Origin of the sequence: Spongisporangium articulatum, from assembly GCF_044465595.1 — a bacterium.
In the GTDB taxonomy this organism is placed as follows: domain Bacteria; phylum Actinomycetota; class Actinomycetes; order Actinomycetales; family Kineosporiaceae; genus Spongisporangium; species Spongisporangium articulatum.
The window spans coordinates 607,595-627,505 of record NZ_JBITLV010000002.1; the positions used below are offsets into that span (position 1 = coordinate 607,595).

At 73.4% G+C, this 19,911-nt stretch carries 23 protein-coding genes; 12 read left to right on the plus strand and 11 right to left on the minus strand.

Translation table 11 applies throughout. The features are described from left to right. Window positions 1-22: 22 nt before the first annotated feature. Window positions 23-1,180 carry an acyl-CoA dehydrogenase family protein gene (locus tag ACIB24_RS09075; RefSeq protein WP_398278388.1) on the plus strand — a complete coding sequence of 386 codons (1,158 nt, stop codon included), beginning with the start codon at window positions 23-25 and terminating at the stop codon, window positions 1,178-1,180. Here the strand turns inward: ACIB24_RS09075 and ACIB24_RS09080 are convergent. From ACIB24_RS09080 to ACIB24_RS09090, 3 genes are read right to left on the minus strand one after another with little or no spacing between them, the layout of a single operon-like run. Further along, the gene (locus tag ACIB24_RS09080) at window positions 1,177-1,941 is read right to left on the minus strand and encodes an FAD:protein FMN transferase (protein ID WP_398278391.1); all 765 of its coding nucleotides are present in this window, start codon (window positions 1,939-1,941) and stop codon (window positions 1,177-1,179) included. The genes ACIB24_RS09075 and ACIB24_RS09080 overlap by 4 nt on opposite strands. After that, window positions 1,938-2,564 carry an FMN-binding protein gene (locus ACIB24_RS09085; RefSeq protein WP_398278394.1) on the minus strand — a complete coding sequence of 209 codons (627 nt, stop codon included), beginning with the start codon at window positions 2,562-2,564 and terminating at the stop codon, window positions 1,938-1,940. The genes ACIB24_RS09080 and ACIB24_RS09085 overlap by 4 nt, the downstream gene beginning before the upstream one ends. Then, window positions 2,561-4,012: a ferredoxin reductase family protein gene (locus ACIB24_RS09090; RefSeq protein WP_398278397.1), complete on the minus strand. Its 1,452-nt coding sequence runs from the start codon at window positions 4,010-4,012 to the stop codon at window positions 2,561-2,563. Before ACIB24_RS09090 ends, ACIB24_RS09085 begins: the two co-directional genes overlap by 4 nt. A 151-nt stretch (window positions 4,013-4,163) precedes the next feature. Here ACIB24_RS09090 and ACIB24_RS09095 point away from each other — a divergent pair, with 151 nt between their 5' ends. Then, window positions 4,164-5,042, plus strand: a complete 879-nt coding sequence (locus ACIB24_RS09095) for a dioxygenase (protein WP_398278400.1) — start codon at window positions 4,164-4,166, stop codon at window positions 5,040-5,042. A gap of 5 nt (window positions 5,043-5,047) precedes the next feature. On the opposite strand, the gene ACIB24_RS09100 is transcribed toward ACIB24_RS09095, so the two are convergent. Genes ACIB24_RS09100 through ACIB24_RS09115 form a run of 4 tightly spaced genes read right to left on the minus strand, consistent with a single transcriptional unit; the run spans window position 5,048 to window position 8,313 of the window. Continuing rightward, entirely contained in the window at window positions 5,048-6,001 is a 954-nt protein-coding gene (locus ACIB24_RS09100) for a glycosyl hydrolase family 32 (RefSeq protein ID WP_398278403.1), read from the minus strand. Between the two features lie 4 nt (window positions 6,002-6,005). After that, entirely contained in the window at window positions 6,006-6,590 is a 585-nt protein-coding gene (locus tag ACIB24_RS09105) for a hydrolase (protein WP_398278406.1), read from the minus strand. Beyond that, window positions 6,587-7,861: an MFS transporter gene (locus ACIB24_RS09110; RefSeq protein WP_398278409.1), complete on the minus strand. Its 1,275-nt coding sequence runs from the start codon at window positions 7,859-7,861 to the stop codon at window positions 6,587-6,589. The genes ACIB24_RS09105 and ACIB24_RS09110 overlap by 4 nt, the downstream gene beginning before the upstream one ends. Then, entirely contained in the window at window positions 7,858-8,313 is a 456-nt protein-coding gene (locus tag ACIB24_RS09115) for a MarR family transcriptional regulator (protein WP_398278412.1), read from the minus strand. The genes ACIB24_RS09110 and ACIB24_RS09115 overlap by 4 nt, the downstream gene beginning before the upstream one ends. A 136-nt stretch (window positions 8,314-8,449) precedes the next feature. Between ACIB24_RS09115 and ACIB24_RS09120 the strand changes: the two genes are divergently transcribed. The 4 genes from ACIB24_RS09120 (at window position 8,450) to ACIB24_RS09135 (ending at window position 11,076) form a co-directional block, all read left to right on the plus strand. Further along, window positions 8,450-9,235 carry a matrixin family metalloprotease gene (locus ACIB24_RS09120; protein ID WP_398278415.1) on the plus strand — a complete coding sequence of 262 codons (786 nt, stop codon included), beginning with the start codon at window positions 8,450-8,452 and terminating at the stop codon, window positions 9,233-9,235. A gap of 98 nt (window positions 9,236-9,333) precedes the next feature. Beyond that, a complete protein-coding gene (locus ACIB24_RS09125) occupies window positions 9,334-10,131 on the plus strand; it encodes a hypothetical protein (protein WP_398278417.1) in 798 nt (265 codons plus the stop codon). A gap of 5 nt (window positions 10,132-10,136) precedes the next feature. Further along, window positions 10,137-10,661 (plus strand): helix-turn-helix transcriptional regulator, encoded by a 525-nt coding sequence (locus ACIB24_RS09130; RefSeq protein ID WP_398278420.1) that lies wholly within the window; start codon window positions 10,137-10,139, stop codon window positions 10,659-10,661. Window positions 10,662-10,671: 10 nt separating this feature from the next. Continuing rightward, entirely contained in the window at window positions 10,672-11,076 is a 405-nt protein-coding gene (locus ACIB24_RS09135) for a VOC family protein (protein WP_398278423.1), read from the plus strand. Here ACIB24_RS09135 and ACIB24_RS09140 read toward each other — a convergent pair. Then, window positions 11,060-12,187, minus strand: coding sequence for an acyltransferase family protein (locus tag ACIB24_RS09140; RefSeq protein WP_398278426.1), 1,128 nt, complete (start codon window positions 12,185-12,187; stop codon window positions 11,060-11,062). The genes ACIB24_RS09135 and ACIB24_RS09140 overlap by 17 nt on opposite strands. Before the next feature lie 116 nt (window positions 12,188-12,303). On the opposite strand from ACIB24_RS09140, the gene ACIB24_RS09145 reads away from it, so the two are divergent. After that, the gene (locus tag ACIB24_RS09145; protein WP_398278429.1) at window positions 12,304-13,623 is read left to right on the plus strand and encodes a hypothetical protein; all 1,320 of its coding nucleotides are present in this window, start codon (window positions 12,304-12,306) and stop codon (window positions 13,621-13,623) included. Here ACIB24_RS09145 and ACIB24_RS09150 read toward each other — a convergent pair. Next, entirely contained in the window at window positions 13,620-13,967 is a 348-nt protein-coding gene (locus ACIB24_RS09150) for a YidH family protein (RefSeq protein ID WP_398278432.1), read from the minus strand. The two genes, ACIB24_RS09145 and ACIB24_RS09150, sit on opposite strands and share 4 nt — an antisense overlap. Window positions 13,968-14,245: 278 nt before the next feature. Between ACIB24_RS09150 and ACIB24_RS09155 the strand changes: the two genes are divergently transcribed. The 5 genes from ACIB24_RS09155 (at window position 14,246) to ACIB24_RS09175 (ending at window position 18,071) form a co-directional block, all read left to right on the plus strand. Next, window positions 14,246-14,596 (plus strand): YciI family protein, encoded by a 351-nt coding sequence (locus tag ACIB24_RS09155; RefSeq protein WP_398278435.1) that lies wholly within the window; start codon window positions 14,246-14,248, stop codon window positions 14,594-14,596. A gap of 17 nt (window positions 14,597-14,613) precedes the next feature. Beyond that, on the plus strand, window positions 14,614-15,870 hold the full coding sequence (locus ACIB24_RS09160) for an RNA polymerase sigma factor (protein ID WP_398278438.1): 1,257 nt from the start codon (window positions 14,614-14,616) through the stop codon (window positions 15,868-15,870). Between the two features lie 97 nt (window positions 15,871-15,967). After that, window positions 15,968-16,333: a YciI family protein gene (locus ACIB24_RS09165; protein ID WP_398278440.1), complete on the plus strand. Its 366-nt coding sequence runs from the start codon at window positions 15,968-15,970 to the stop codon at window positions 16,331-16,333. Window positions 16,334-16,346: 13 nt separating this feature from the next. Further along, window positions 16,347-17,576: an RNA polymerase sigma factor gene (locus ACIB24_RS09170; RefSeq protein WP_398278443.1), complete on the plus strand. Its 1,230-nt coding sequence runs from the start codon at window positions 16,347-16,349 to the stop codon at window positions 17,574-17,576. A gap of 81 nt (window positions 17,577-17,657) precedes the next feature. Next, a complete protein-coding gene (locus tag ACIB24_RS09175; protein WP_398278446.1) occupies window positions 17,658-18,071 on the plus strand; it encodes a VOC family protein in 414 nt (137 codons plus the stop codon). Window positions 18,072-18,081: 10 nt separating this feature from the next. Here ACIB24_RS09175 and ACIB24_RS09180 read toward each other — a convergent pair whose 3' ends face one another. Together ACIB24_RS09180 and ACIB24_RS09185 are read right to left on the minus strand one after the other, a co-directional pair. Beyond that, the gene (locus tag ACIB24_RS09180) at window positions 18,082-18,564 is read right to left on the minus strand and encodes a YbaK/EbsC family protein (protein ID WP_398278449.1); all 483 of its coding nucleotides are present in this window, start codon (window positions 18,562-18,564) and stop codon (window positions 18,082-18,084) included. Continuing rightward, complete coding sequence (locus tag ACIB24_RS09185) at window positions 18,561-19,901, minus strand: FAD-binding oxidoreductase (protein ID WP_398278804.1); 1,341 nt, start codon at window positions 19,899-19,901, stop codon at window positions 18,561-18,563. Before ACIB24_RS09185 ends, ACIB24_RS09180 begins: the two co-directional genes overlap by 4 nt. Window positions 19,902-19,911: the final 10 nt, after the last annotated feature.

Here is a 19,911-nt window from a genome sequence, read left to right on the forward strand (position 1 = left end):
ATCCGCGACAGGGAGGCACAGCATGCGGCGCACCGTCTTCGACTCCGACCACGAGTCGTACCGCCGGACCATCCGCGACTTCATCGAGGCGGAGGTCGTGCCCCACTACGAGGAGTGGCTGGCCGCCGGGCAGGCCCCGCGGGACTTCTACTACAAGCTCGCGGAGCTGGGCACGTTCGGGATCGAGGTGCCGGAGGAGTATGGCGGGGCGGGCATCGCCTCGTTCAAGTACTCGGCGATCCAGACCGAGGAGACGGCGCGCGCCGGGGTCTCGTTCGGCGGGTCCGGGGTGCACGTCGGGCTGTGCCTGCCGTACCTGCTGAAGCTGGCCGACGACGAGCAGAAGAAGCGCTGGCTGCCGGGGTTCGTGTCGGGCGAGACGATGTTCGCGATCGCCATGACCGAACCGGGCACGGGCTCGGACCTCGCGGGAATGCGCACCACGGCGAAGCTCTCGGACGACGGCCGCCACTACGTGCTGAACGGCGCCAAGACGTTCATCACCGGGGGTGTGCACGCCGACCGGGTGATCGTGTGCGCGCGCACGTCGCCGCAGAAGGAGGACGACCGACGGTTCGGCATCTCGCTGCTGGTCGTCGACACGACGCTGCCGGGCTACTCGGTGGGCCGCAAGCTGGACAAGCTGGGGCTGAAGACGTCGGACACGGCGGAACTGTCGTTCGTCGACGTCAAGGTGCCGGCGGAGGACCTGCTCGGCGAGGAGAACAAGGGCTTCTCCTACCTCGGCCAGAACCTGCCGCAGGAGCGGCTGGCCATCGCTTACGGCGCCTACGCGCAGGCCGCGGCGGCCGTGCGGTTCGCGAAGGCCTACGTGCAGGACCGGAAGGTGTTCGGGCAGGCGGTCGCCTCGTTCCAGAACACCAAGTTCGAGCTGGCCGCCTGTCAGGCCGAGGTCGACGCCGCGCAGGCCGTGGCCGACCGGGCGCTGGAGGCGCTGGACGCCGGGGAGCTCACCCCCGCGGAGGCCGCCTCGGCCAAGCTGTTCTGCACGGGCGTCGCGCACCGGGTGATCGACCGGTGCCTGCAGCTGCACGGCGGGTACGGGTTCATCAACGAGTACCCGATCGCGCGGCTCTACGCCGACGAGCGGGTCAACCGCATCTACGGCGGCACCGACGAGGTGATGAAGATGATCATCGCCAAGGACATGGGGCTCTAAACCAGGAAGACGGCGTGGTCGCCGAGGCTGTCCACCCACTCGGCGGCCTCGGCGCCCATGACGAAGGCGGCGGTCGCGTAGACGTCGGCCCACAGCAGGCTCGGCCCGATCACGGTGGCCGACAGCAGGCCGGACGCCGCCGGGCGGCCCGTGCGCGGATCGTCGAGGTGGGTGCCGCGGGCGGCCGTACCGGACGTCGCGACCGCCCCCGTGCGCAGCGGCACCGTCACCAGCGTGCGGGTGCGGTCGCGCGGGTCCTCGATCGCGATCCGCCAGGGCGGGGTGTCGGTCCGCGTGCACCGCACAGCGACGTCGCCGCCCGCGTTGACCAGCACGTCGTGCCCGTCGAGCCGGGTGGTGAGGACGTCGAAGGCGCGTTGTACCGCCCAGCCCTTCACCAGCCCCGTCGGGTCGAAGGCCCGGTGCCCGGCCGCGTCGGGCAACCAGGCCGAGAACGCTCCGTCCGTACGGGTTTCCGCCTCCGCACAGAGTGCGGCGACCTCGCGCACCCGGGGGCCGGCGTCGTCCAGGCGCAAGGCCCCGCGCCGGATCCTGCTGACGGCGCTGTCGGGGCGGTAGGTGCTGAAGACGGCGTCGTCGTCGCGCAACGACGCGAACAGCCCGGCCACGGCCCGGGCCACGGCGGGCGTGCGGGCCTGCGGCCCGCGCACGTGCACGCTGACCGGTAGCCCCATCACCTGTTCGACGAAGGCCTGCCGCGGCTGGGCGGCCAGGCCGGGGACCGCGGTCGCCGTCGTCACAGCCCCGCCTTGTCGATGGCCGACTGCAACGACTGGATGTAGCCGTTGCTGGTCACGGTCGCGCCGGAGACGGCGTCGATCTGCGCGCTCTGGGCCGCGACCGTCTCGCTGTTCAGCTGCGGGATGGCGTAGGCGTTGATCTCCTGGTCGCGCGAGTTGTCGTTCGGGTAGACCACGGCCTGCGACTTCGTGATCTTCCCGTCCTTCACGGTGATCCTCACCTGCACCGGCCCCCACCGGGTGTCGGCCGAGTCGCCGGTGAACGAGCGGGTCGTGGACGTCGAGGTCGTCGAGCCGGAGGACGAGCTGCTCGAGCCGGTCGAGTGAGACGGGGTCGAGCCGGAGTCGGTCGAGCCGGCACCCGAGTCGTCGGAGCCGGTCGAGTCGTCGGAGCCGGTCGAGTCGTCGGAGCCTTCGGAGTCGGAGGCCGCCGAACCTATGGACGTGGAGTCCGGTGACGCCGACGCGTCGGGGTCGGCCCCGGTCCCGGTGTCCGTCGGGGTGTCCGCGCCCGAGTCCGTGGTGAGCGCCGCGGACGCGTGCGGGTCCAGGCTCGTCCGGTAGCTGAGCAGGAGGACGAGCGCGCTCAGCGTGCTCATCGCGGCGAAGACGATGCGCCTCACCAGGTGAACCTCTCTTCGTGGATGTGCCGCTCGGGGACCCCCGCGGCGCGGGCGGCGCGGTGGGCGGCGGCCATCCAGCCGTCCGCCCCGCAGATGTAGACGTCGTTGCGCGCGATGTCGGGGACCAGCTGCTGCAGCGCCCGCGCGTCGTCCAGATGGCCGGCCGACGCGGGAAGCCAGGAGTCGCGGCCGGGGACCCGGGGACCGGTGGCGAAGAAGACCCGCGCCCCGAGATGCTCGGCCAGCTGTTCCAGTTCGGCCCGGAACACGAGGTCGGCCTCGTCGCGGGCCCGGTAGACGAAGGTGACGTCACCAGGGCGCTGCGGCATCTCCTCGAGCATGGCCCGCAGCGGGGTGACGCCGATGCCGCCGGCCAGCAGCGTCACCTTCCGCGCGGTCCGGGTGCCGCCGTGCAGCCGGCCGTAGGGGCCCTCGATCATGACCCGGGTCCCGGGCCGCAACCGGGTGAGGCTGCGGCTGCCCTCGCCGAGGTCCTTGACCGTGATCCGCACGTGTCCGTCCCGCGGCGGGGCGGACAGCGAGAAGGGGTGACCGCGGGTCCACCCGGTGCGGCCGAGGAATCGCCAGGTGAAGAACTGCCCGGCCGCGACGGGTAGCCGCTCGAGGCGCCGACCGCGCATCCAGATCGAGACGACGTCGGGGCTCTCCTGCACGACCGCCACCACGCGGAGGCGGTGGCGCAGCGTCCGGTACAGCGGCAGCCCCACGCGCCAGACGAGCACCGAGGCCACGGCGGCCGCCCACAGCGTCCACCAGTAGACGGTGGCCCAGGGGTGGAGGAGGAACTCCTCACCGGTCCAGAGCTGATGCGGCAGAGCGAGTCCCGCGCCCAGGTAGGCATAGAGATGCAACAGGTGCCACGACTCGTAGCGGCGCCGCGCCCGTGCCCGGCGCAGGCTGGTGACCGCGATCATGAGCAGGAGGGCCGTCCCGGCCAGGGCCAGCAGCATGGCCGGGTAGTCGAGGACCAGGTCGACGAACTCGATCACCACGTTGGCCGAGTCGATCCCCGTGTAGCCGACCGTGATGAGCACGACGTGCACGACGAGCAGGTTCAGCGACGTGAAGCCGATCAGCCGGTGCCGCCGGGCCAGGACGTCCTGCCCGTAGGCGCGTTCGACCATCGGGATGCGGGCCATGAGCAGCACCTGCACGAGCAGCAGGTAGGCCGAGACCAGGCCGGTCAGGCGGCCGAGGCTGGCCAGGGCCGCCGTCGAGTCCCTGCTCAGTTCCTGGACCTGGGCGTCGGCCAGCCACAGGCTCACGACGACCACCAGGCCGGCCCAGGTGGCTGCTCCGACGGCGTCGCGCCACCACGAGGGGCTGCGCCGGGCCGGTCCGGAGCGCCGCGCGGCGGCCACGGTCCGGCGCGAGGGCAGGGGGACGCGGGCGCCGGCCGCAGCCGATTCGGGGGTGGTCGTGCTCAAGGGGCGGACTCCGTAACGGGGCTTTCGCCGGGTGCGAACGCCACGATCGGCACAGCATTCACGACGGATCTGAAAGCTGCCTGAGTGGATGATCAAGAGCGCCTCAAAGAGACAGATAGTTGAAGTATCAAATTCTTGCTACAGTGTCCGCATGCGCTCGATCTTCGACCCCGAGGTGCCCGGTGGTGCCTACGACGCGTTCTTGCCCGACGCCCTGGTGCGGGCTGCGGCCCAGCGCGACTGGGTGCCGTCCGACGGGCCCCTGCCCGCGCTCTACCTGAGCCACGGCGCCCCGCCGCTGTTCGACGACGGCCCGTGGCTGCGGCAGCTGTCCGACTGGGCGCTGGGCCTGCCCAAGCCGAAGAACATCGTGATCGTCTCCGCGCACTGGGAGACCGCCCCGCTGGCCATCTCCGCGCCGGCCGCGAACACGCCGCTGGTCTACGACTTCGGCGGCTTCGACCGCCGCTACTTCGAGATGCAGTACGCCACCCCCGACGCCACCGCGCTGGCGCACCGGCTGGCCCGGGCCATGCCCGACGACGAGCCGCTGCACCTGCACCCCAGCCGCGGCCTCGACCACGGCGCCTGGGTGCCGCTGATGGCGATGTACCCGCTGGCCGACATCCCGGTGCTGCAGCTCAGCCTGCCCACCCACGACCCGGACAAGCTGCTGGCCATCGGTTCGCGGCTGCGCGACCTGCGGGCCGAGGGCACGCTGGTGGTCGGCTCGGGGTTCATGACCCACGGCCTGCCGTTCGTCACGCGGGACATGCTGTTCGGCAAGGTGCCCGCCTGGTCGAGCGACTTCGACGACTGGGCGGCCGACGCCCTGGCCCGCGGCGACCTCGACGAGCTGGCCGCCTACCGGCACAAGGCCCCGGGGATGCCGTACGCGCACCCGACGGTCGACCACTACATCCCGCTGTTCGTCACCCTGGGCGCGGCCGAGAAGCCCGACGCCCCGGTCACGACGACGATCGACGGCTACATGATGGGCTTCTCGAAGCGCTCGTTCCAGACCGCCTGACGCGCTCAGGCCAGTTCGAGGGCGCCGTCGGCCGCGAGCCGGACCGCGACGGGGGAGTCGATCTCGCCGACGAAGGCGCCGTCGACCAGGTCCCGGAACCCGATCAGCGCCGGACCGTCGGCGGTCGTCACCAGGTGGGCCGCGTACAGGGTCGGGTCGGCCAGCGGCCGGGCAGCGGTCAGGTCGAACGGGCCCAGCGGGCCGCCGGCCGGGGCGCTCCACATCCCGGTGGCCGGGGTCGCGGCCCGGCGCTCGTCGTCCAGTTCGGGCGGCAGACAACAGAAGACGAGCACCCAGCGTCCGTCGACCCGCACCGTGTGGGCGACCTCGAGCTGACCGAACCCGGCCGGGGCGGTGAGCGGCGGCTGCACCTCCCAGTCGAGGAGGTCGGCCGAGCGGGCGTGACCGATCGTCCCGCGCTCCAGCGTCCGGCCCGTGCGCAGGCGCGCGGTGATGAGCATGTGCCAGCCGTCGCCGCCGGGGTCGCGGAACACCCACGGGTCACGCCAGGCCTCCTCGCGCCACGCGCCGAGCTCGCGGGTCTCGTACCAGCGGGGGTCGGCCTCCAGCAGGGCGGCGCCGCCGGCCTGCCGCGGATCGCGGTGCCAGGTGAGCAGGTCGTCCGACAGGGCCCGCCCGATGCGCTGCACCCGCCCCCCTTCGGCCCGGGACACCGCGCTGTAGAACAGGTTCCAGGTGCCGTCGTCGCCCCGGACCACGGATCCCGTCCAGGTGGCCAGGTCGTCGAAGGCCGGGCCGGAGGACGGGTGCAGGGCGTCGGGCAGGACCCGCCAGGTCTCGAGGTCGGGGCTGACCGCATGCCCGATGCGGGCGTTCCAGTGCCGGTCGTCCGGCGCGAGCGACCGCGGCGCCCGGAGGAAGAACAGGTGGTGCTCACCCCCGTCGCCGGTGTCGAGCGGCCAGCTGTCCCACACCCAGGCGTCGTCCAGTCGCAGCACCGCCTCAGTGTGCCTGGGACCTCGCCAGCATCTCGAGGACTTCGGCGGTCGTGCCGGTCTCGCCGAGCCGTGGGAAGAGCCGCTCGACCGAGTGCCGGTGCGACTCGGCGCTGCGGTCGGCCATGGCGTCCGTGGCCAACGTGACGTGGTACCCGTGCTCGTGCGCCTGCCGGGCCGTCGACTCCACGCCGATGCTGGTCGCGATGCCACCCAGCACGATCTGCGTCACGCCGCGCCGGCGCAGGTGGACGTCGAGGTCGGTGCCGTAGAAGGCGCCCCAGTTCCGCTTGGTCACCACGATGTCGCCGGGCCGCGGGCCGACCGCCTCGTCGAGCACGTCCCAGCCCTCCGGGCGCGGCCCGGCCGCCGGTGCCTCGGTGCGGCCGACCGGCGCGTCGCCACCGTCGGGTGCGAAGGACACCCGCACCAGGACGACGGGCAGCCCGTGGGCGCGGAAGGCGTCGGCCAGTTCGGCGGACCGGGCGACGACGTCGGCGGCGTTGAAGGGTTCGGTAGCCGAAGCCGTGATGCCCTTCTGCAGGTCGATGAGGACCAGGGCGGTCTTCGGGTCGAGGGCGCTAAGGGTCACGGAGCGGTCCTTTCCGGGGACGGTTCGGCGGCGGGTCGGCCGATCCTGCGCAGCGACGGGTCGGACAGGCACACGAACAGGACGAGGGCCGAGGCGCCGGCCATGAACAGGGCCAGTCGGTGCAGGCCGGCGGTGTCGATGCCGTGGTCGAAGAACACGGCGGTCGCGGCCGAGGAGACGATCGCGCCGAGATACATGAACGTGCGCAGCAACCCGGCCGAGGCGCCGAGCCGGGCCCGGTCGGCCTGGTGGTACAGCGCGTTCTGGTTGGCCAGGCTGGTCAGGCCCTGGGGGAGCGCGAAGATCACGCCGACACCGAGGACCAAGCCCACGGGGGTCGAGGCGCCGAGGGTGAGCAGGGCCAGGCACCCGGCCAGTTGCGCCGCGCCGCCGACCAGCAGCTTCCACCACACCTCGGGGCGCCGCCCGGTGAGTGTCGTGACGACGATCGCGACGCCGAACACCGGCAGCAGCGCGAGCCCGGCCACCGAGGCGCTCAGCCCCCGGCCGGCCTCCAGCCACTGGGTGTACCCGTACAGGAAGGCATACGAAACCGTGTAGCTGAGCAGGGTTCTCACATAGGTGGCGACCAGCGGTGCGTTGTGCAGCAGGCCGAGGGCCGGGCCGGCCCCGCCCGCCCGAGCCGCGCGGTCGCCGTCCCGCTGCTCCCGCGGCAGGTACAGCGAGCCGAGCACCAGGCAGGTCAGCGAGAGCGGCACATTGACGGCGAACAGGGTGCGCCAGCCGCCGACATCGATCAGCAGCCCGCCCAGCGTGGGCCCGACGACGGCCACCGTCTGGGTGGAGACGGACAGGACGGTGAGCACACCCGCCGGGCTCTCGTCGCCCGTGCGGTCACCCTCGCGACGGATCATCGTCATGGCCGCCGGGAAGCCCGCGCAGGTGCCGAAACCCAGCACCACGCGGGCGATCACGAGCGTCGGCAGGTTGGGGGCGAAGGCGCCGAGCACGCCCGCCACCCCGGTCAACGCCGTGCCGAGCAAGTACAGGCGGCGCGGCCCGAACGAGTCGACCAGGCGGCCGACCACCGGTTGCCCGACGGCCGTGGCCAGGTACAACCCGGAGACCAGCCAGGCGGTCTGGGCCGGGGGCGCCCCGAACGCGAGCCCGATCGGCACCAGGGCCACGGCGATCATCGAGGAGTTCACCGGGTTGAGCAGCGCGCCGAGGATCAGCGGCGCGAGCAGCCGGCGGTCGAACCGGCCCTCGGGCGCCGCCGTCCGCGGCAACAGCACGTCGAGCGCCGTCACGGGGTGACCAGGCGTTCCAGCAGGGCGATCGCCTCTCGCACGGTGGCCCGCTCCGTCTCGTCGAGACGTTCCTGCATGGCGTGGGCCAGCCACTCGCGACGCGCCTCGACGTCGCCCTCGGCCCGGGCCCGACCCGCGTCGGTGAGGGTGACGAGCCGGCTGCGCCCGTCGTCCGGGCTCTGCTCACGGCGCACGAGACCTTTCTGCTCCAGCGCGGCCACCACGGTGGCCATCGACTGCGGGCGTACGCCCTCGGCGGCGGCCAGCGCGCTCGCCCCGGCCGGGCCCTCCTTGTGCAGCCGGGTCAGGGCGGCGGTCTGGGACGGTGTGAGGTCGCTGTCGCGGGCCACCTCGCGCATCCGGCGGCGTAACCGGCTGAACAGCGAGCGCAGCTCCAGCCCGGCCCGGACCGCCGATTCGGTCGGTGCCCCGGTAGGCGTGGCGGTGTCCATGCCCGGGACCGTAAAGTGCACAGTCAAAACTGTCCAGTTGAAACTGAACACTCTTGCCTCGGGCGCAAACCGGCATCAAGGTGAGCCTCCGGGCGCGCGAACCGCCGCCCGGTCGGCGACGTGGGGGTGGGCGGCTGTGTGGTCCGGACGACGGGTGTTCGCCGTCCTGGTGCCCGTCGCCCTGGGGGCGTCGCTGCTGTCCGGAGCCGGCACCTACGTCGTGCGCAGCACCGTCCCGGAAGCGGGCGGCCAGAGGTCGTCGGGCACCCAGCCCGTCGTGGCCAGCCACGCCGAGGCCGTCGCCGTCACGCCGAAACGGTTGCTGCCCAAGGTCCCGCTGAGCACCGAGGGCTCCTACAAGTTCATCCACCGGATCTCCAAGACCAAGCCCGTCACCTGGGACCCGTGCCGCACCGTGAAGATCTACGTGAACCCGGCGAACGGTCCGTCCGACGCGGTCTCGCTGGTCAAGTACGGGGCGGCCAGGCTCCGGGCGACCACGGGCATCGACTTCCGCTACGCGGGGCAGACCAAGAAGTCCCAGAAGCGGGCCATGAAGGGCGCCCGGGACGGGGTCTGGGTGGGCTTCCACACCGAGTCCTCCGACCGCACGCTCGCCGGGGCCACGGTCGGCTACGCGGGGGACGACGTCGACGGCGCCACCAAGGCGGACGCGAAGTACTACAAGGGCGCCGTCGTGCTGGAGAGCGAGACCTTCAAGACCCTGCGGGCCTACCGGCAGACGTCGATCGCCCGGGCCATCGTGATGCACGAGTTCGGTCACATCGCCGGGCTCGACCACGTGAACGACCCGCACCAGCTGATGTACCCCGAGACGACCCGCGACCAGCTCACCTACGGGGGCGGCGACCTGCGGGGTCTGGCCCTTCTCGGCCGGGGGACCTGCCGCACCTCCGTGTAGGCCGTCCGGGCGAACGCCCCGCAGGAAACGAGTCCGCGGGCCGAAGGGATTTCCGGGCTCGACCCACTCACGACATCGGGAGTGGTGTGAGGAACGGCGTGACGCACGGCAGGCGGGCACTCGCGGGTGCCGTGCTCGGCGGTGCCCTGCTCGGCGGTGCGTTCGGTGGAGCGGTGGCCCTCGCGGCCCCGGCGTCCGCCGTCACGCTCGACGCCAAGATCACCCTCCCATCCGTGAAGGTGCCGGCGAAGGTGCGCGTGCCGAGCCCCGACGTGAGCACGCCGTCCACCCCGGCCGTGCCGACGATCAAGCCGACGGTGACGCCGACGGTTCCGGACACCCGCCCGGACGTCCCGTCCGTCGACCGTCCGCCGGTCCCCGTCCGCACCGAGCCGGGCGCGGAGGTGGACGTGGACGTGGACGTGGACCCGACCACCGGGGACGGCGTCACCATCGATGGTCCCGACCCAGGTCGACCCGCGGCGCCGGACGCCGAGGGCGTCACGGTCTCGACCCGCCCGACGGCCGGATCGGCCCCTGTCGCCGCCTCCGCCGGGGCGGTCCGCGACCACCGCCACGGTCAGCGGGTCGTGGCGCTGGAGTCGGGCGTGACCGGCGACGACGAAGGCGTCACCGGTGCGGCGAGCACCGGCGGGGAGGCCGGCACGATCTCCGACCAGTTGGTCTCCGCGGCCCGGGGGATCGGGCCGACCAATGGCGGTGTGCTGGTGGCGATCGGCCTCGCCTGGGCGGCCTGGACGTTCATGCAGCGCCGCCGGCGCCTGGCCCGCGAACGCCGCCGTGCCGAGGAGAACACGGGCTTCCTGGCCGGCGTCGACTCCGACCTGACGGGTGCGTCGGGCCTGGTCGAGCGGGAGCCGGCCGCCGTACGCTGATCCGTATGACCCCGCAGGAGCTGGCCGCGCTCGCGCACCTGCGCCGGGCCCGCGACCTGATGGACCGCGAGTACGCGAAACCCTTGGACGTCCCCGCGATGGCCCGGGCCGCGTACATGTCGCCCGCGCACTTCTCCCGGCAGTTCCGCGCCGCCTACGGCGAGACCCCGTACGGCTACCTCATGACCCGGCGGATCGAGCGGGCCAAGGTCCTGCTGCGCCGGGGCGACCTGAGCGTGACGGACGTCTGCCTGGCGGTCGGCAGCACGTCGCTCGGCTCGTTCAGTGCCAAGTTCACCGAGCTGGTGGGGGAGAGCCCGAGCGCCTACAAGGCTCGCGACCACAGCGAGTCGGCGGTCGTCCTGCCGTGCATGTCGCTGCTGCGGGAGCGGCCGGTCCGGCGGACCCCCTCGGAGCTGGCCCGCGAGTCGAGCCGCGAGTCGAGCCGCGAGTCGAGCCGCGAGTCGAGCCGCGAGTCGAGCCGCGAGTCGAGCAGGAACGAAGAAGCCCTGGCTGACGTCGTCCCCTAGCGTTGCGGGCATGGACATCCAGCTCTCGCACTGCTTCGTCACCGTCCACGACCCCGACCTGGCGATCGCGTTCTACCGCGACGTGCTGGGCCTGGAGGTCACCGCCGACGCGTCGAACGGCGGCCACCGCTGGGTGACCGTGCAGTCGCCGACCCAGGCGGGAGTCCAGATCGTGCTCACCGAACCGCACGGCGGCCGCTCGCAGGCCGACGGCGATGCGCTGATGGAACTGCTGACGAAGGGCTCACTGAACGCGGTGGCCTTCGCCACCGATGACCTCGACGGGCTGTTCGAGAAGGTCCAGGCCGCGGGGACCGAGGTGCTGCAGGAGCCGATGGAGCAGTTCTGGGGTCAGCGGGACTGCGCGTTCCGGGACCCGAGCGGCAACATGATCCGGATCAACGAGAAGCGCTGACCTCTGGTGCGGCGGGCGGCGCCGGCTCGGCGCCCGGGCGCCGGTCGAGGAACCGGCGCTCGACGAACCGGTACGACAGCGCCGCGCACGCCAGGGTCAGCGCGAAGGTCAGCGCGATCTGCGCGGCCCAGCGCAGCCCGGTGTACTCGCCGACCAGCATCATGAGCGGCAGGTGGAACAGGTAGAACCCGTAGGAGATCCGGCCGAGGCCGACCAACGGGCGCAGGGACAGCAGCCGGGTGATCGGTCCGGGGCCCGCGGCGAGGGCGACCACCAGGGCGCCGGTCAGCAGGGCGACCGCCATGATCTGCGCGGGCATCCAGGTGCTCATCCCGGCGGGGCCGATGGTCAGGCCCAGCAGGCCCAGCCCGGCGAGGGCCACGACCGGCACCCCGAGCGGGAACCACCGGGAAATGCCCACCGGAAAAGGCTTCTCGCGACCGGCCAGCCAGGCGGCCACGGCGCAGCCGAGCAGCAACTCCCCGGCCCGCGTCCAGGGCAGGACGTACGTGGCGGGTGGCCCGCCGGCCCGCGGCTGGGTGGTGAGGACCAGCAGCAACCACGAGACCGTCGTCCCGGCCAGCGCCCACCGCAGGACGGAACCTCCCCGGCGCAGCACGAGAATCAGCACCAGCGGCCAGATCAGGTAGAACTGCTCCTCCACCGCCAGGCTCCAGGTGTGCAGGAACGCGCCGTGGGTGTCGCCGGTGAACCCGGCCACCAGGTCCTGCACGTAGAGACCCGTGTACAGCGCCGTGCGCACGTACCCGGCCGCGGTGCCGCCGTCGCCGAAGAACGGTGCGAAGAACGCGCAGCCCACGAGCAGGACCAGCAGGGCGGGGTAGAGCCGGCGCGCCCGCCGTACGTAGAACCGGCCCAGGGCCAGGCGTCCCGCGGCCGCCCATTCGCGCAGCAGGATCGTCGTGATCAGGTACCCGGACAGCACGAAGAAGACGCCGACCCCGATCCAGCCGCCCGCCAGCGGCCCCCAGCCGGTGTGGGACCCGAACACCGCGAGCACGGCCAGCGCGCGCAGGCCGTCCAGTTCGGGTCTGTACCCCACCCGGTCCCATGAGCGGGACGTCCCGCGCGGGTCGATCTTTCGCAACATTGCGCCCGACGCTAGGCGGCCGCCCCTGAGAGGTCGCTGATCCAGCCTGAGAGGTTGCTGAAAGAGCAGGTGGCCGGGCGCTAAAGGCCGGTGGCCCGGCCGCCGACGACAGGGGAGTGGACGTCCCACAGCGTGCTCGTGCCGCGGTCCGCCCGGGCGAACTCGCGGCCGTCCACACCTGGCTGCACCTGGCCGACGCGCTCGACCTCGTCGAGCTGACTCTCGCGCTGGCCGACCTCCTCAACACGCTGGACCCGGAGTGGGAGCCGGCCCCCGACCTGCGTCCCCGCGCCCTCCTGTTGGCCGGGCGCCCCGGTGCGGCGGCGGAGGCCCTGCCGAGCGGCGGGTTCCCGGACGCCGGACCGCTGAGCTACGAGGCCTGCCTGCAGGCCGCGGTGTTCGCCGCGCTCGGGGACGACGAGGCCTACCGGCTGCTGCAGGCGGCGGTCCGCGAGACCACCGACGCCGGACCTGCGCCGGTGCACCTGATGTACCTGGCCGCGACGGCTGCCACGTCGCGCGGCGACCACGCGGTCGCCGACCCGCTGTGGGTCCAGATCGCCGAGCTGGAGCCCTTCGTCACCGACTATGCGGCCGCCCGGTTCGTGGCCGCTCGCGTCGCCGCCCGGACCGGTCCGGGCCGCGACCGGGCCACCCTGCTGCGGGCTCTCGCCCGCCGGCTGGACCACCTGGTGCCGGCGAACTCCGACCCGGAACCGGTGCTCAGCGTCGTCCGGCTGCTGCGGGAGCGCGGGGACGACGCCGGGGCGGCCCTGTTCCTCCTGGCCGCCTACCGCCGGGTGCCGGTGCCGTCGACGCCGTTGCGCGACCTGATCGCCGAACTCGGCCCACCGATGCCGGGCCGGCACCGCTGGCGGAGCGGCTGGCCGCGGATGGACGGTCCGGATCGGGCTGCGCGCCAGTGGATCTCGGCCCGCGACGTACCTCGCGCGCGGGCCCGCAGCTGGTCGTTGCCGCTGCTCGGCGCCGGCGTCGGGCTGTACCTCGGGCTCCTCGGCATGACGGGTTACCTGCAGCACTTCGACGGGGTGCCGGTCTGGCGCCAGGCGCTGACCTGGGTGCTCGGCCTGGCCGTCGCGCCCGCGCTGGGCTGGCTGTCGGTCCGCCGGCTGGTGCGGGTGTGGCCGGGCCTGCTGACCCGCCGGCTGGCGCCCGGGCCGGTGACCTCGGCGCCGGAGCCGCCCGCGCTGGCCGACCTGGCGGGGTGTCAGTGCCTCAGCGTGCGCGCCCTGCGCGGGCTGGGCGGCGACCGCTACGCCGCCGAGCACCTCGTCGCGGCCGACAGCGGGTTACCGGTCGGGCGGCTCGCCCACCCGGTGCGCGTGCTGGCCTGTCCGAACACGGGCATCCTCTGGCTCGCTGTCGATTCCGTCACCGGGGCGACCATGCACCTGCTGCGCGGCGTGACTCCCTAGCCGAGGACGTCACGGAGCAGTAGGGCACCGACGGCCACCGACAGGACGACGGCGCCCAGCACGATCGCGTCGGGCGCCAGCCCGCGCCGGGGCAACCGGTTGGCGCGGATCGCCGCATCGGCCGCCCGGTAGCGCCACCACCCCGTGAGGTGGCACGCCAGCCCGACCGCGATCAGGCCGAGAGAGATCGACTCCTGGGCGTCGAGCTGGTTTCCGAACTGGAACGTCGCCACCCCGGCGGCCTGCAGCGCGAGCCCCGTACGCAGCCAGGCCAGCAGGGTCCGCTCGTTGGCCAGCAGGAAGCGGGCGTCCGGGTCCCGACGGTCGGCGGGGTCGTCGTCCACGAACGCTGGTCTACCGGACGGCGAGGCCGTCCGCCCTCCGTGACGCGCGGAAACCGTGGCTTGCCGAGCTGGTCGCCGTTCCGTGGCCTTACCTGCCGCGCTATGCCCTGCTTGCGGGGGTGGTCAACCGACCAGGAGGCCATATTCACCCCCACAAGCGGGGCATAGCAGCGTGGTGAGAAATGTTCGGAAGCCCGTGTCCGGATCGCGGGTGGTCGTTCGACGGGTGGACGAGGCAGGGTGAGGCGCCCGGCCCGAACCCCGAGGAGGGACCCACGATGCAGTTCCTGACGATGATCCACGCCCGCGAGGACCAGACCCCGCCCACCCCCGAGATGTACGAGGCGATGGGGGAGCTGATCGAGAAGTTCGCCGCCGAGGGCGTCTTCCTGTCCGGCGGCGGCCTGCTGCCCAGCAGCGAGGGCGCGACGATCGCGGTGCGCGGTGGCGAGGTGATCGTCTCCGACGGCCCGTACGCCGAGGCCACCGAGGTGGTCGGCGGCTGGGCCGTCATCGAGGCCGACTCCCTGCAGCACGTGGTCGACCTCAGCCGGCAGACCCTCGACCTGCACCTCAAGTACATGCCGGGCTGGGAGGGCTACTCGGAGATCCGTCAGATCGCCGGGTAAGGCTCGACAATGGGTCCGTGGACTACGCGGACCTCGATGCGCACGCCGCTGTCACGGCGGTGTGGAAGGCGGAGTCTCCTCGGCTGGTCGGGTCGTTGCTGCGCACCACGCGCGACCTCGACCTGGCCGAGGACCTCGCCCACGACGCCCTGGTCGCGGCCCTCGAACAGTGGCCGGCCCACGGCGTCCCCGCGAACCCCGGTGCGTGGCTGACCCAGGTCGCCCGGCGCCGCGCGATCGACCACTTCCGGCGGGCTCAGGTCCGGGTCCGCGTGGAGGACCGGCTCGGTCGCGACCTGGCCGAGGAGGAGACCGCCGTGCCCGACTTCGCGGCCGCGCTCGACCACGTCGAGGACGACGTCCTGCGGCTCATGCTCGTCTCGTGCCACCCCGCGCTCACGCCCGAGTCGCAGGTGGCGCTCACCCTGCGGCTGCTCGGCGGGCTCAGCTCGAAGGAGATCGCGCGGGCCTTCATGGTCCCCGAGCCGACCGTGGTCCGCCGGATCACCCGGGCGAAACGTGCTCTGGGCGAACAGCTCGACCCCTACGAGGTGCCCGACGGTCAGGAGCGGGCCCGGCGACTGCCCGCCGTCCTGCACGTGATCTACCTGATCTTCACGGAGGGGTACGCGGCCACGGCCGGCGACCACTGGATGCGCTCGGCGCTGTGCGACGAGGCGCTCCGGCTCGGCCGCCTTGTCGTCGACATGTTCCCCGCCGACGCCGAGGCGCACGGCCTGCTCGCGTTGATGGAGCTGCAGGCCTCGCGGGCCGACGCCCGGGTGGACGACGACGGCGACCCGGTGCTGCTCGCCGACCAGGACCGCACGGCCTGGGACCAGGCGGCGATCCGGCGGGGGTTGGAGTCGCTCGGGCGGGCCCTGACCCTGCCCGGCCCCGGCGCGTACTCGGTGCAGGCGGCGATCGCGGCCACCCACGCGCGGTCGGCCTCGATGGAGGCGACGGACTGGCCGCGGATCGCCGGGCTCTACGACACGCTGGCGGGGATGACCCCGAACCCGGCCGTGCGGCTGAACCGGGCCGTCGCGCACGGGATGGCCGACGGGCCCGCGGTCGGGCTGGCCCTGGTCGACGAGCTGGTCGACGAGCCCGCGTTGCGGGAGAACCACCTGCTGCCGAGCGTCCGGGGCGACCTGCTGGCGAAGCTCGAACGCGGGGCCGAGGCCAGGCTGGAGTTCGAGCGAGCCGCCGCGCTGGCCCGCAACGAGCGGGAGAGGGCGCTGTTGTTGCGCCGTGCCGCCGAACTGGCCTGAAAGAATTCTCAGCGGCACCGTGTCGAGAACGGCCCCGCCCGTTCGTCCAGGTGGTGAGGTCGGCGATCGTCGCCGGCCCGGACCACGGAGGTTGACCATGGAGCAGTACGTGCTCGGGATGTACCAGCCCGACGGTGAGACCCCACCCGCGCGGTTCCTCGAGGAGGTCATGCGGCAGCTGGGCGAGCTGAACCAGGAGATGGTCGAGGCCGGGGCGTGGGTGTCGAGCCTCGCGCTGCACCCGGTCAGCGCGGCCACGGTGGTGAGCTCGGCCGACCGGGCACCGGGCGGTGACGTGGTGGTGACCGACGGCCCGTACGCCGAGTCCAAGGAACACCTCGGCGGGTTCTGGCTGATCCAGGCGCCCGACCTCGACGCGGCCCTCGGGTGGGCCGAGCGCATCGTGAAGATCACCACGCTGCCGATCGAGGTCCGGCCCGTGCGGCTGACCATCACGGTCTGAGGCCCGTTCCCTCGTGCGGTCGGGCGACGTCGAAAAGGTCTTCCGCGCGGAGTACGGCCGGGCCGTCTCCGTGCTCAGGAGCTACCTCGGCGACCTCGACCTCGCCGAGGAGGCCGTGCAGGAGGCGTTCGCCGCGGCGCTGGAGCGGTGGCCCACGACCGGGCCGCCGCCCAGCCCGGCGGGCTGGATCATCACCACCGCCCGCCGCCGGGCGATCGACCGGTTGCGCCGCGAGGCGGCCCGCGGCGACAAGGAGGCGCGGGCGCAGGTCGAGGTGCTCGACGTGCCGCAGTCGCCGGAGTCGGCGGGGGAGGAGGGCCCGGTGGACGACGACCGCCTGCGGCTGGTCTTCACCTGCTGCCACCCCGCGCTGAGCCCGGCCTCGCAGACGGCCCTCACCCTGCGGTTGCTCGGCGGGCTGACGACGGCCGAGATCGCCCGCGCCTACCTGGTACCGGAAGCGACCATGGCGCAACGGATCTCGCGGGCCAAGGGGAAGATCCGGGATGCGCACATCCCCTACCGGGTGCCCCGGGAGGCCGACCTGCCCGGCCGGCTGCGGGGCGTGCTGGCCACGGTCTACCTGATCTTCAACGCCGGCTACTCGGCCGCGTCCGGCGAATCGCTGGTGCGGGCCGACCTGTGCGCGGAGGCGATCCGGCTGGGGCGGGCGCTCGCCGAGCTGATGCCGGACGAGGCCGAGGTGCTGGGGTTGCTCGCGTTGATGCTGCTGGTCGACGCACGGCGGGCGGCGCGGGTCGGGGACGACGGCGTGCCGGTCACGCTGCCCGAGCAGGACCGCTCGCGCTGGGACCCGGCGCGCATCGCCGAGGGCCTGGCGCTGACGGCCCGCTGCCTGCGCCGCCGCCCCCTGGGGCAGTACGCGGTACAGGCGGCGATCAACGCCGTGCACGATGTGGCCGCCTCGGCGGCCGACACCGACTGGCCCCGGATCGTGTCGCTGTACGACGTGCTGCTGAGGCTGGCGCCGACTCCCGTGACCGCGTTGAACCGGGCCGTCGCGGTGGCCGAGGTCGACGGACCCGCGGCCGGACTCGCCCTGGTCGACGGGCTGGAACTGCCTGCCTACCAACCGTTCCACGTCGTGCGGGCCGACCTGCTGGCGCGCCTGCGCCGACCCCACGAGGCGCGGGCCGCCTACGAGGCGGCGCTGGCCCTGACCGACAACGAACCCGAACGGGCGTTCCTCACCCGGCGGCTGACCGCCCTCGCCCGGCCCTGAGCCATGAGCCGAGCTGCCGGGACCCGGCGGCGATGGCAGGGTGGGGCCGGACCTGTCCCCACCCCCAGCGGAGGCCACGCCGTGCAGGCACAGAACCTCGGGCTCGTGCTGCCCGCCGCCGACGTCCCCGGTGCGGCGGAGTTCTACACCGCGCACCTGGGGTTCACCGCTCACGTCGTGCTGAGCTGGTACGCGAGCCTGGGCCACCCGGACGTACCGGGCGCGTTCGTGGACCTGGTCCGCACCGGGCACCCGGCCGCCGGAGCCGCGCAGGCGCCGGCCGGCGGCGCGCGGGGTGTGATGCTCGCCCTGCTGGTGGCCGACGTGGACGCCGAGTACCGCCGGTTGCGCGCGGCCGGTCTCGAGCTGCTGACCGAGGTCACCGACGAACCGTGGGGGCAGCGGCGGTTCCAGCTGCAGGGCCCCGACGCCGTGGTCGTGGAACTCGTGCAGCGCACGGCCCCCGACGCCGAATGGCTGGCCGCCAACCCCTGACCGGGCTCGCTCAGTTGACCGCCGCGGGCGTCCCCCGGGTGACGGACAGCAGTTCGGCGTACGTCAGCGGGAACACCGTGTGCGGGTGGCCCGCGGCGGCCCACAGGGTCTCGTACTGGGCGAGCGACTCGTCCACCACCGTCTCGACGGGCGCCGGGTGACCGGTGGGCGCGACCCCGCCGATGGCCTGCCCGGTCGCGGCCCGCACCGCGTCGGGCGTCGCCCGCTCGATCCGGCCACGGCCCAGACGCTGTGCCAGGAGCGCGGTGTCGACCTTGTGCCGGCCGCTCGTCATCACCAGCAGCGGGGCGCCGTCGCACAGGAACACCAGGCTGTTGGCGATGGCCCCGACCTCACAACCGAGGGCCTGCGCGGCGGCCGCCGCGGTACGGGCCGAGTCGGGCAGCACCCGCACCTCGCCGAGCACCCCGGCGGCCCGCAACGCCTCGACGACGGGTCGGCTCCGTTCGGGCAGTTCGGACGGTTCGGTCACGACAGCACCCCTTCCGGGTCGTACCGGTGCCGGACCTCGCTCAGCCGCATGAAGGTCTCCAGCGGCCAGTTGGCCGCGTACTGCTCGGGCGGCAGCGGCTGCCCGTTGAAGTTCACGTTCTGCACGGGGCTCGTCCACGCCCGCAGCTCGTCGACGATCTGCTGCGCCTCGGCCGGCAACGCGTCGCCGACCTCCGCCGGGTCGATCCCCACGACGGTCACGACGTAGTCGGCGCCGCGCCCGCCCACGGCCGACCCCTCGGGGACGTCGCGCCGGCTCGCGGGGGAGCCGACGTGGCGCAGCTCGATACCGCGCAGAGGGCTGTCGCCGCCCGGCCGGTGGTCGAGCAGCACCGACGCCACCTCCCCGTCGGCCCGTTCCAGCAGGAGGCCCCGGACCCAGCCCGGACCGGGCGCCGGCGGGTCGCTGTGCACCTTCGCGATCTGGGCCACGGGCAGGACGCCGAGCTCGTCGGCGAACACCTCGGCCGCCTCCCGCAGCGGGGCGGCCAGTTCCGCCCCGCGATCGAGGTCGGGATGCACGAACCGGATGCTCAGGAACACGCGGTCCCGCAGGGGCGGCGGCAGCTGCTCAAGGTCGGGGAACCGGACGACGACGGCGCTGGAGGTCGCCTCGGGGTCGCAGCTCGCCGTCCAGTCCAGCCACGCGCGCAGCGCCGGTTCGACCGCGTCGGCGCCGAAGAGCAGCGAGCCGCCGTACACCTCGCGCAGCTCGACCAGCCGGAGCCGGACCTGCGTGACGATGCCGAGGCCGGCCTTCCCGCCGCGCAGCGCCCAGAACAGTTCGTCGTGCCGCTGCGCGTCGACGTCCAGCACCTCGCCGGTGCCGGTCACGACCTGTGCGCCGACGAGGTAGTCGGAACTGAACCCGTGACTGCGGGCCAGGGGGCCGAGCCCGCCACCCAGCAGGTAGCCGGTCACGCCCACGGTGGGGGAGGAGCCCGGCACGGCGAACAGGCCCTCGGCGGCGGCCGCCTCGACCAGTTGCGCCCAGCGCACGCCCGGCCCGACCGTCGCCGTGCGGGCCTGCGCGTCGATCTCGACGCCGGTCAGGCGCCGTGTGGAGACGAGGAGGCCCTCGGTCACCGGCACGTCCCGGTGGCCCGTGGCCATGACGTGCAGCGCCAGGTCGTGCCCACCGGCGAACCGGACGGCGGCCGCCACGTCCGCCGCCGACCGCGCCGCCACGACCAGGTCGGGGGTATGGGTCAGGGATGTGTTGAAGCCGGCGGTCTCGGCGTCGTACCCGTCGTCGCCGGCCACCAGCACCGGACAGTCGACGGCCGCGCTCAGTTCCCTCTGCAGCTCGGAGGCCATACGCAAGCCT

Bases quoted from the DNA above. Each gene is read 5' to 3' on its own strand.
- ACIB24_RS09135 (WP_398278423.1), top strand. From the start codon at position 10,672: ATGGACATCCAGCTCTCGCACTGCTTCGTCACCGTCCACGACCCCGAC.
- ACIB24_RS09075 (WP_398278388.1), top strand. From the start codon at position 23: ATGCGGCGCACCGTCTTCGACTCCGACCACGAGTCGTACCGCCGGACC.
- ACIB24_RS09115 (WP_398278412.1), bottom strand. From the start codon at position 8,313: ATGGACACCGCCACGCCTACCGGGGCACCGACCGAATCGGCGGTCCGG.
- ACIB24_RS09185 (WP_398278804.1), bottom strand. From the start codon at position 19,901: ATGGCCTCCGAGCTGCAGAGGGAACTGAGCGCGGCCGTCGACTGTCCG.
- ACIB24_RS09155 (WP_398278435.1), top strand. From the start codon at position 14,246: ATGCAGTTCCTGACGATGATCCACGCCCGCGAGGACCAGACCCCGCCC.
- ACIB24_RS09130 (WP_398278420.1), top strand. From the start codon at position 10,137: ATGACCCCGCAGGAGCTGGCCGCGCTCGCGCACCTGCGCCGGGCCCGC.
- ACIB24_RS09140 (WP_398278426.1), bottom strand. From the start codon at position 12,187: ATGTTGCGAAAGATCGACCCGCGCGGGACGTCCCGCTCATGGGACCGG.
- ACIB24_RS09095 (WP_398278400.1), top strand. From the start codon at position 4,164: ATGCGCTCGATCTTCGACCCCGAGGTGCCCGGTGGTGCCTACGACGCG.
- ACIB24_RS09165 (WP_398278440.1), top strand. From the start codon at position 15,968: ATGGAGCAGTACGTGCTCGGGATGTACCAGCCCGACGGTGAGACCCCA.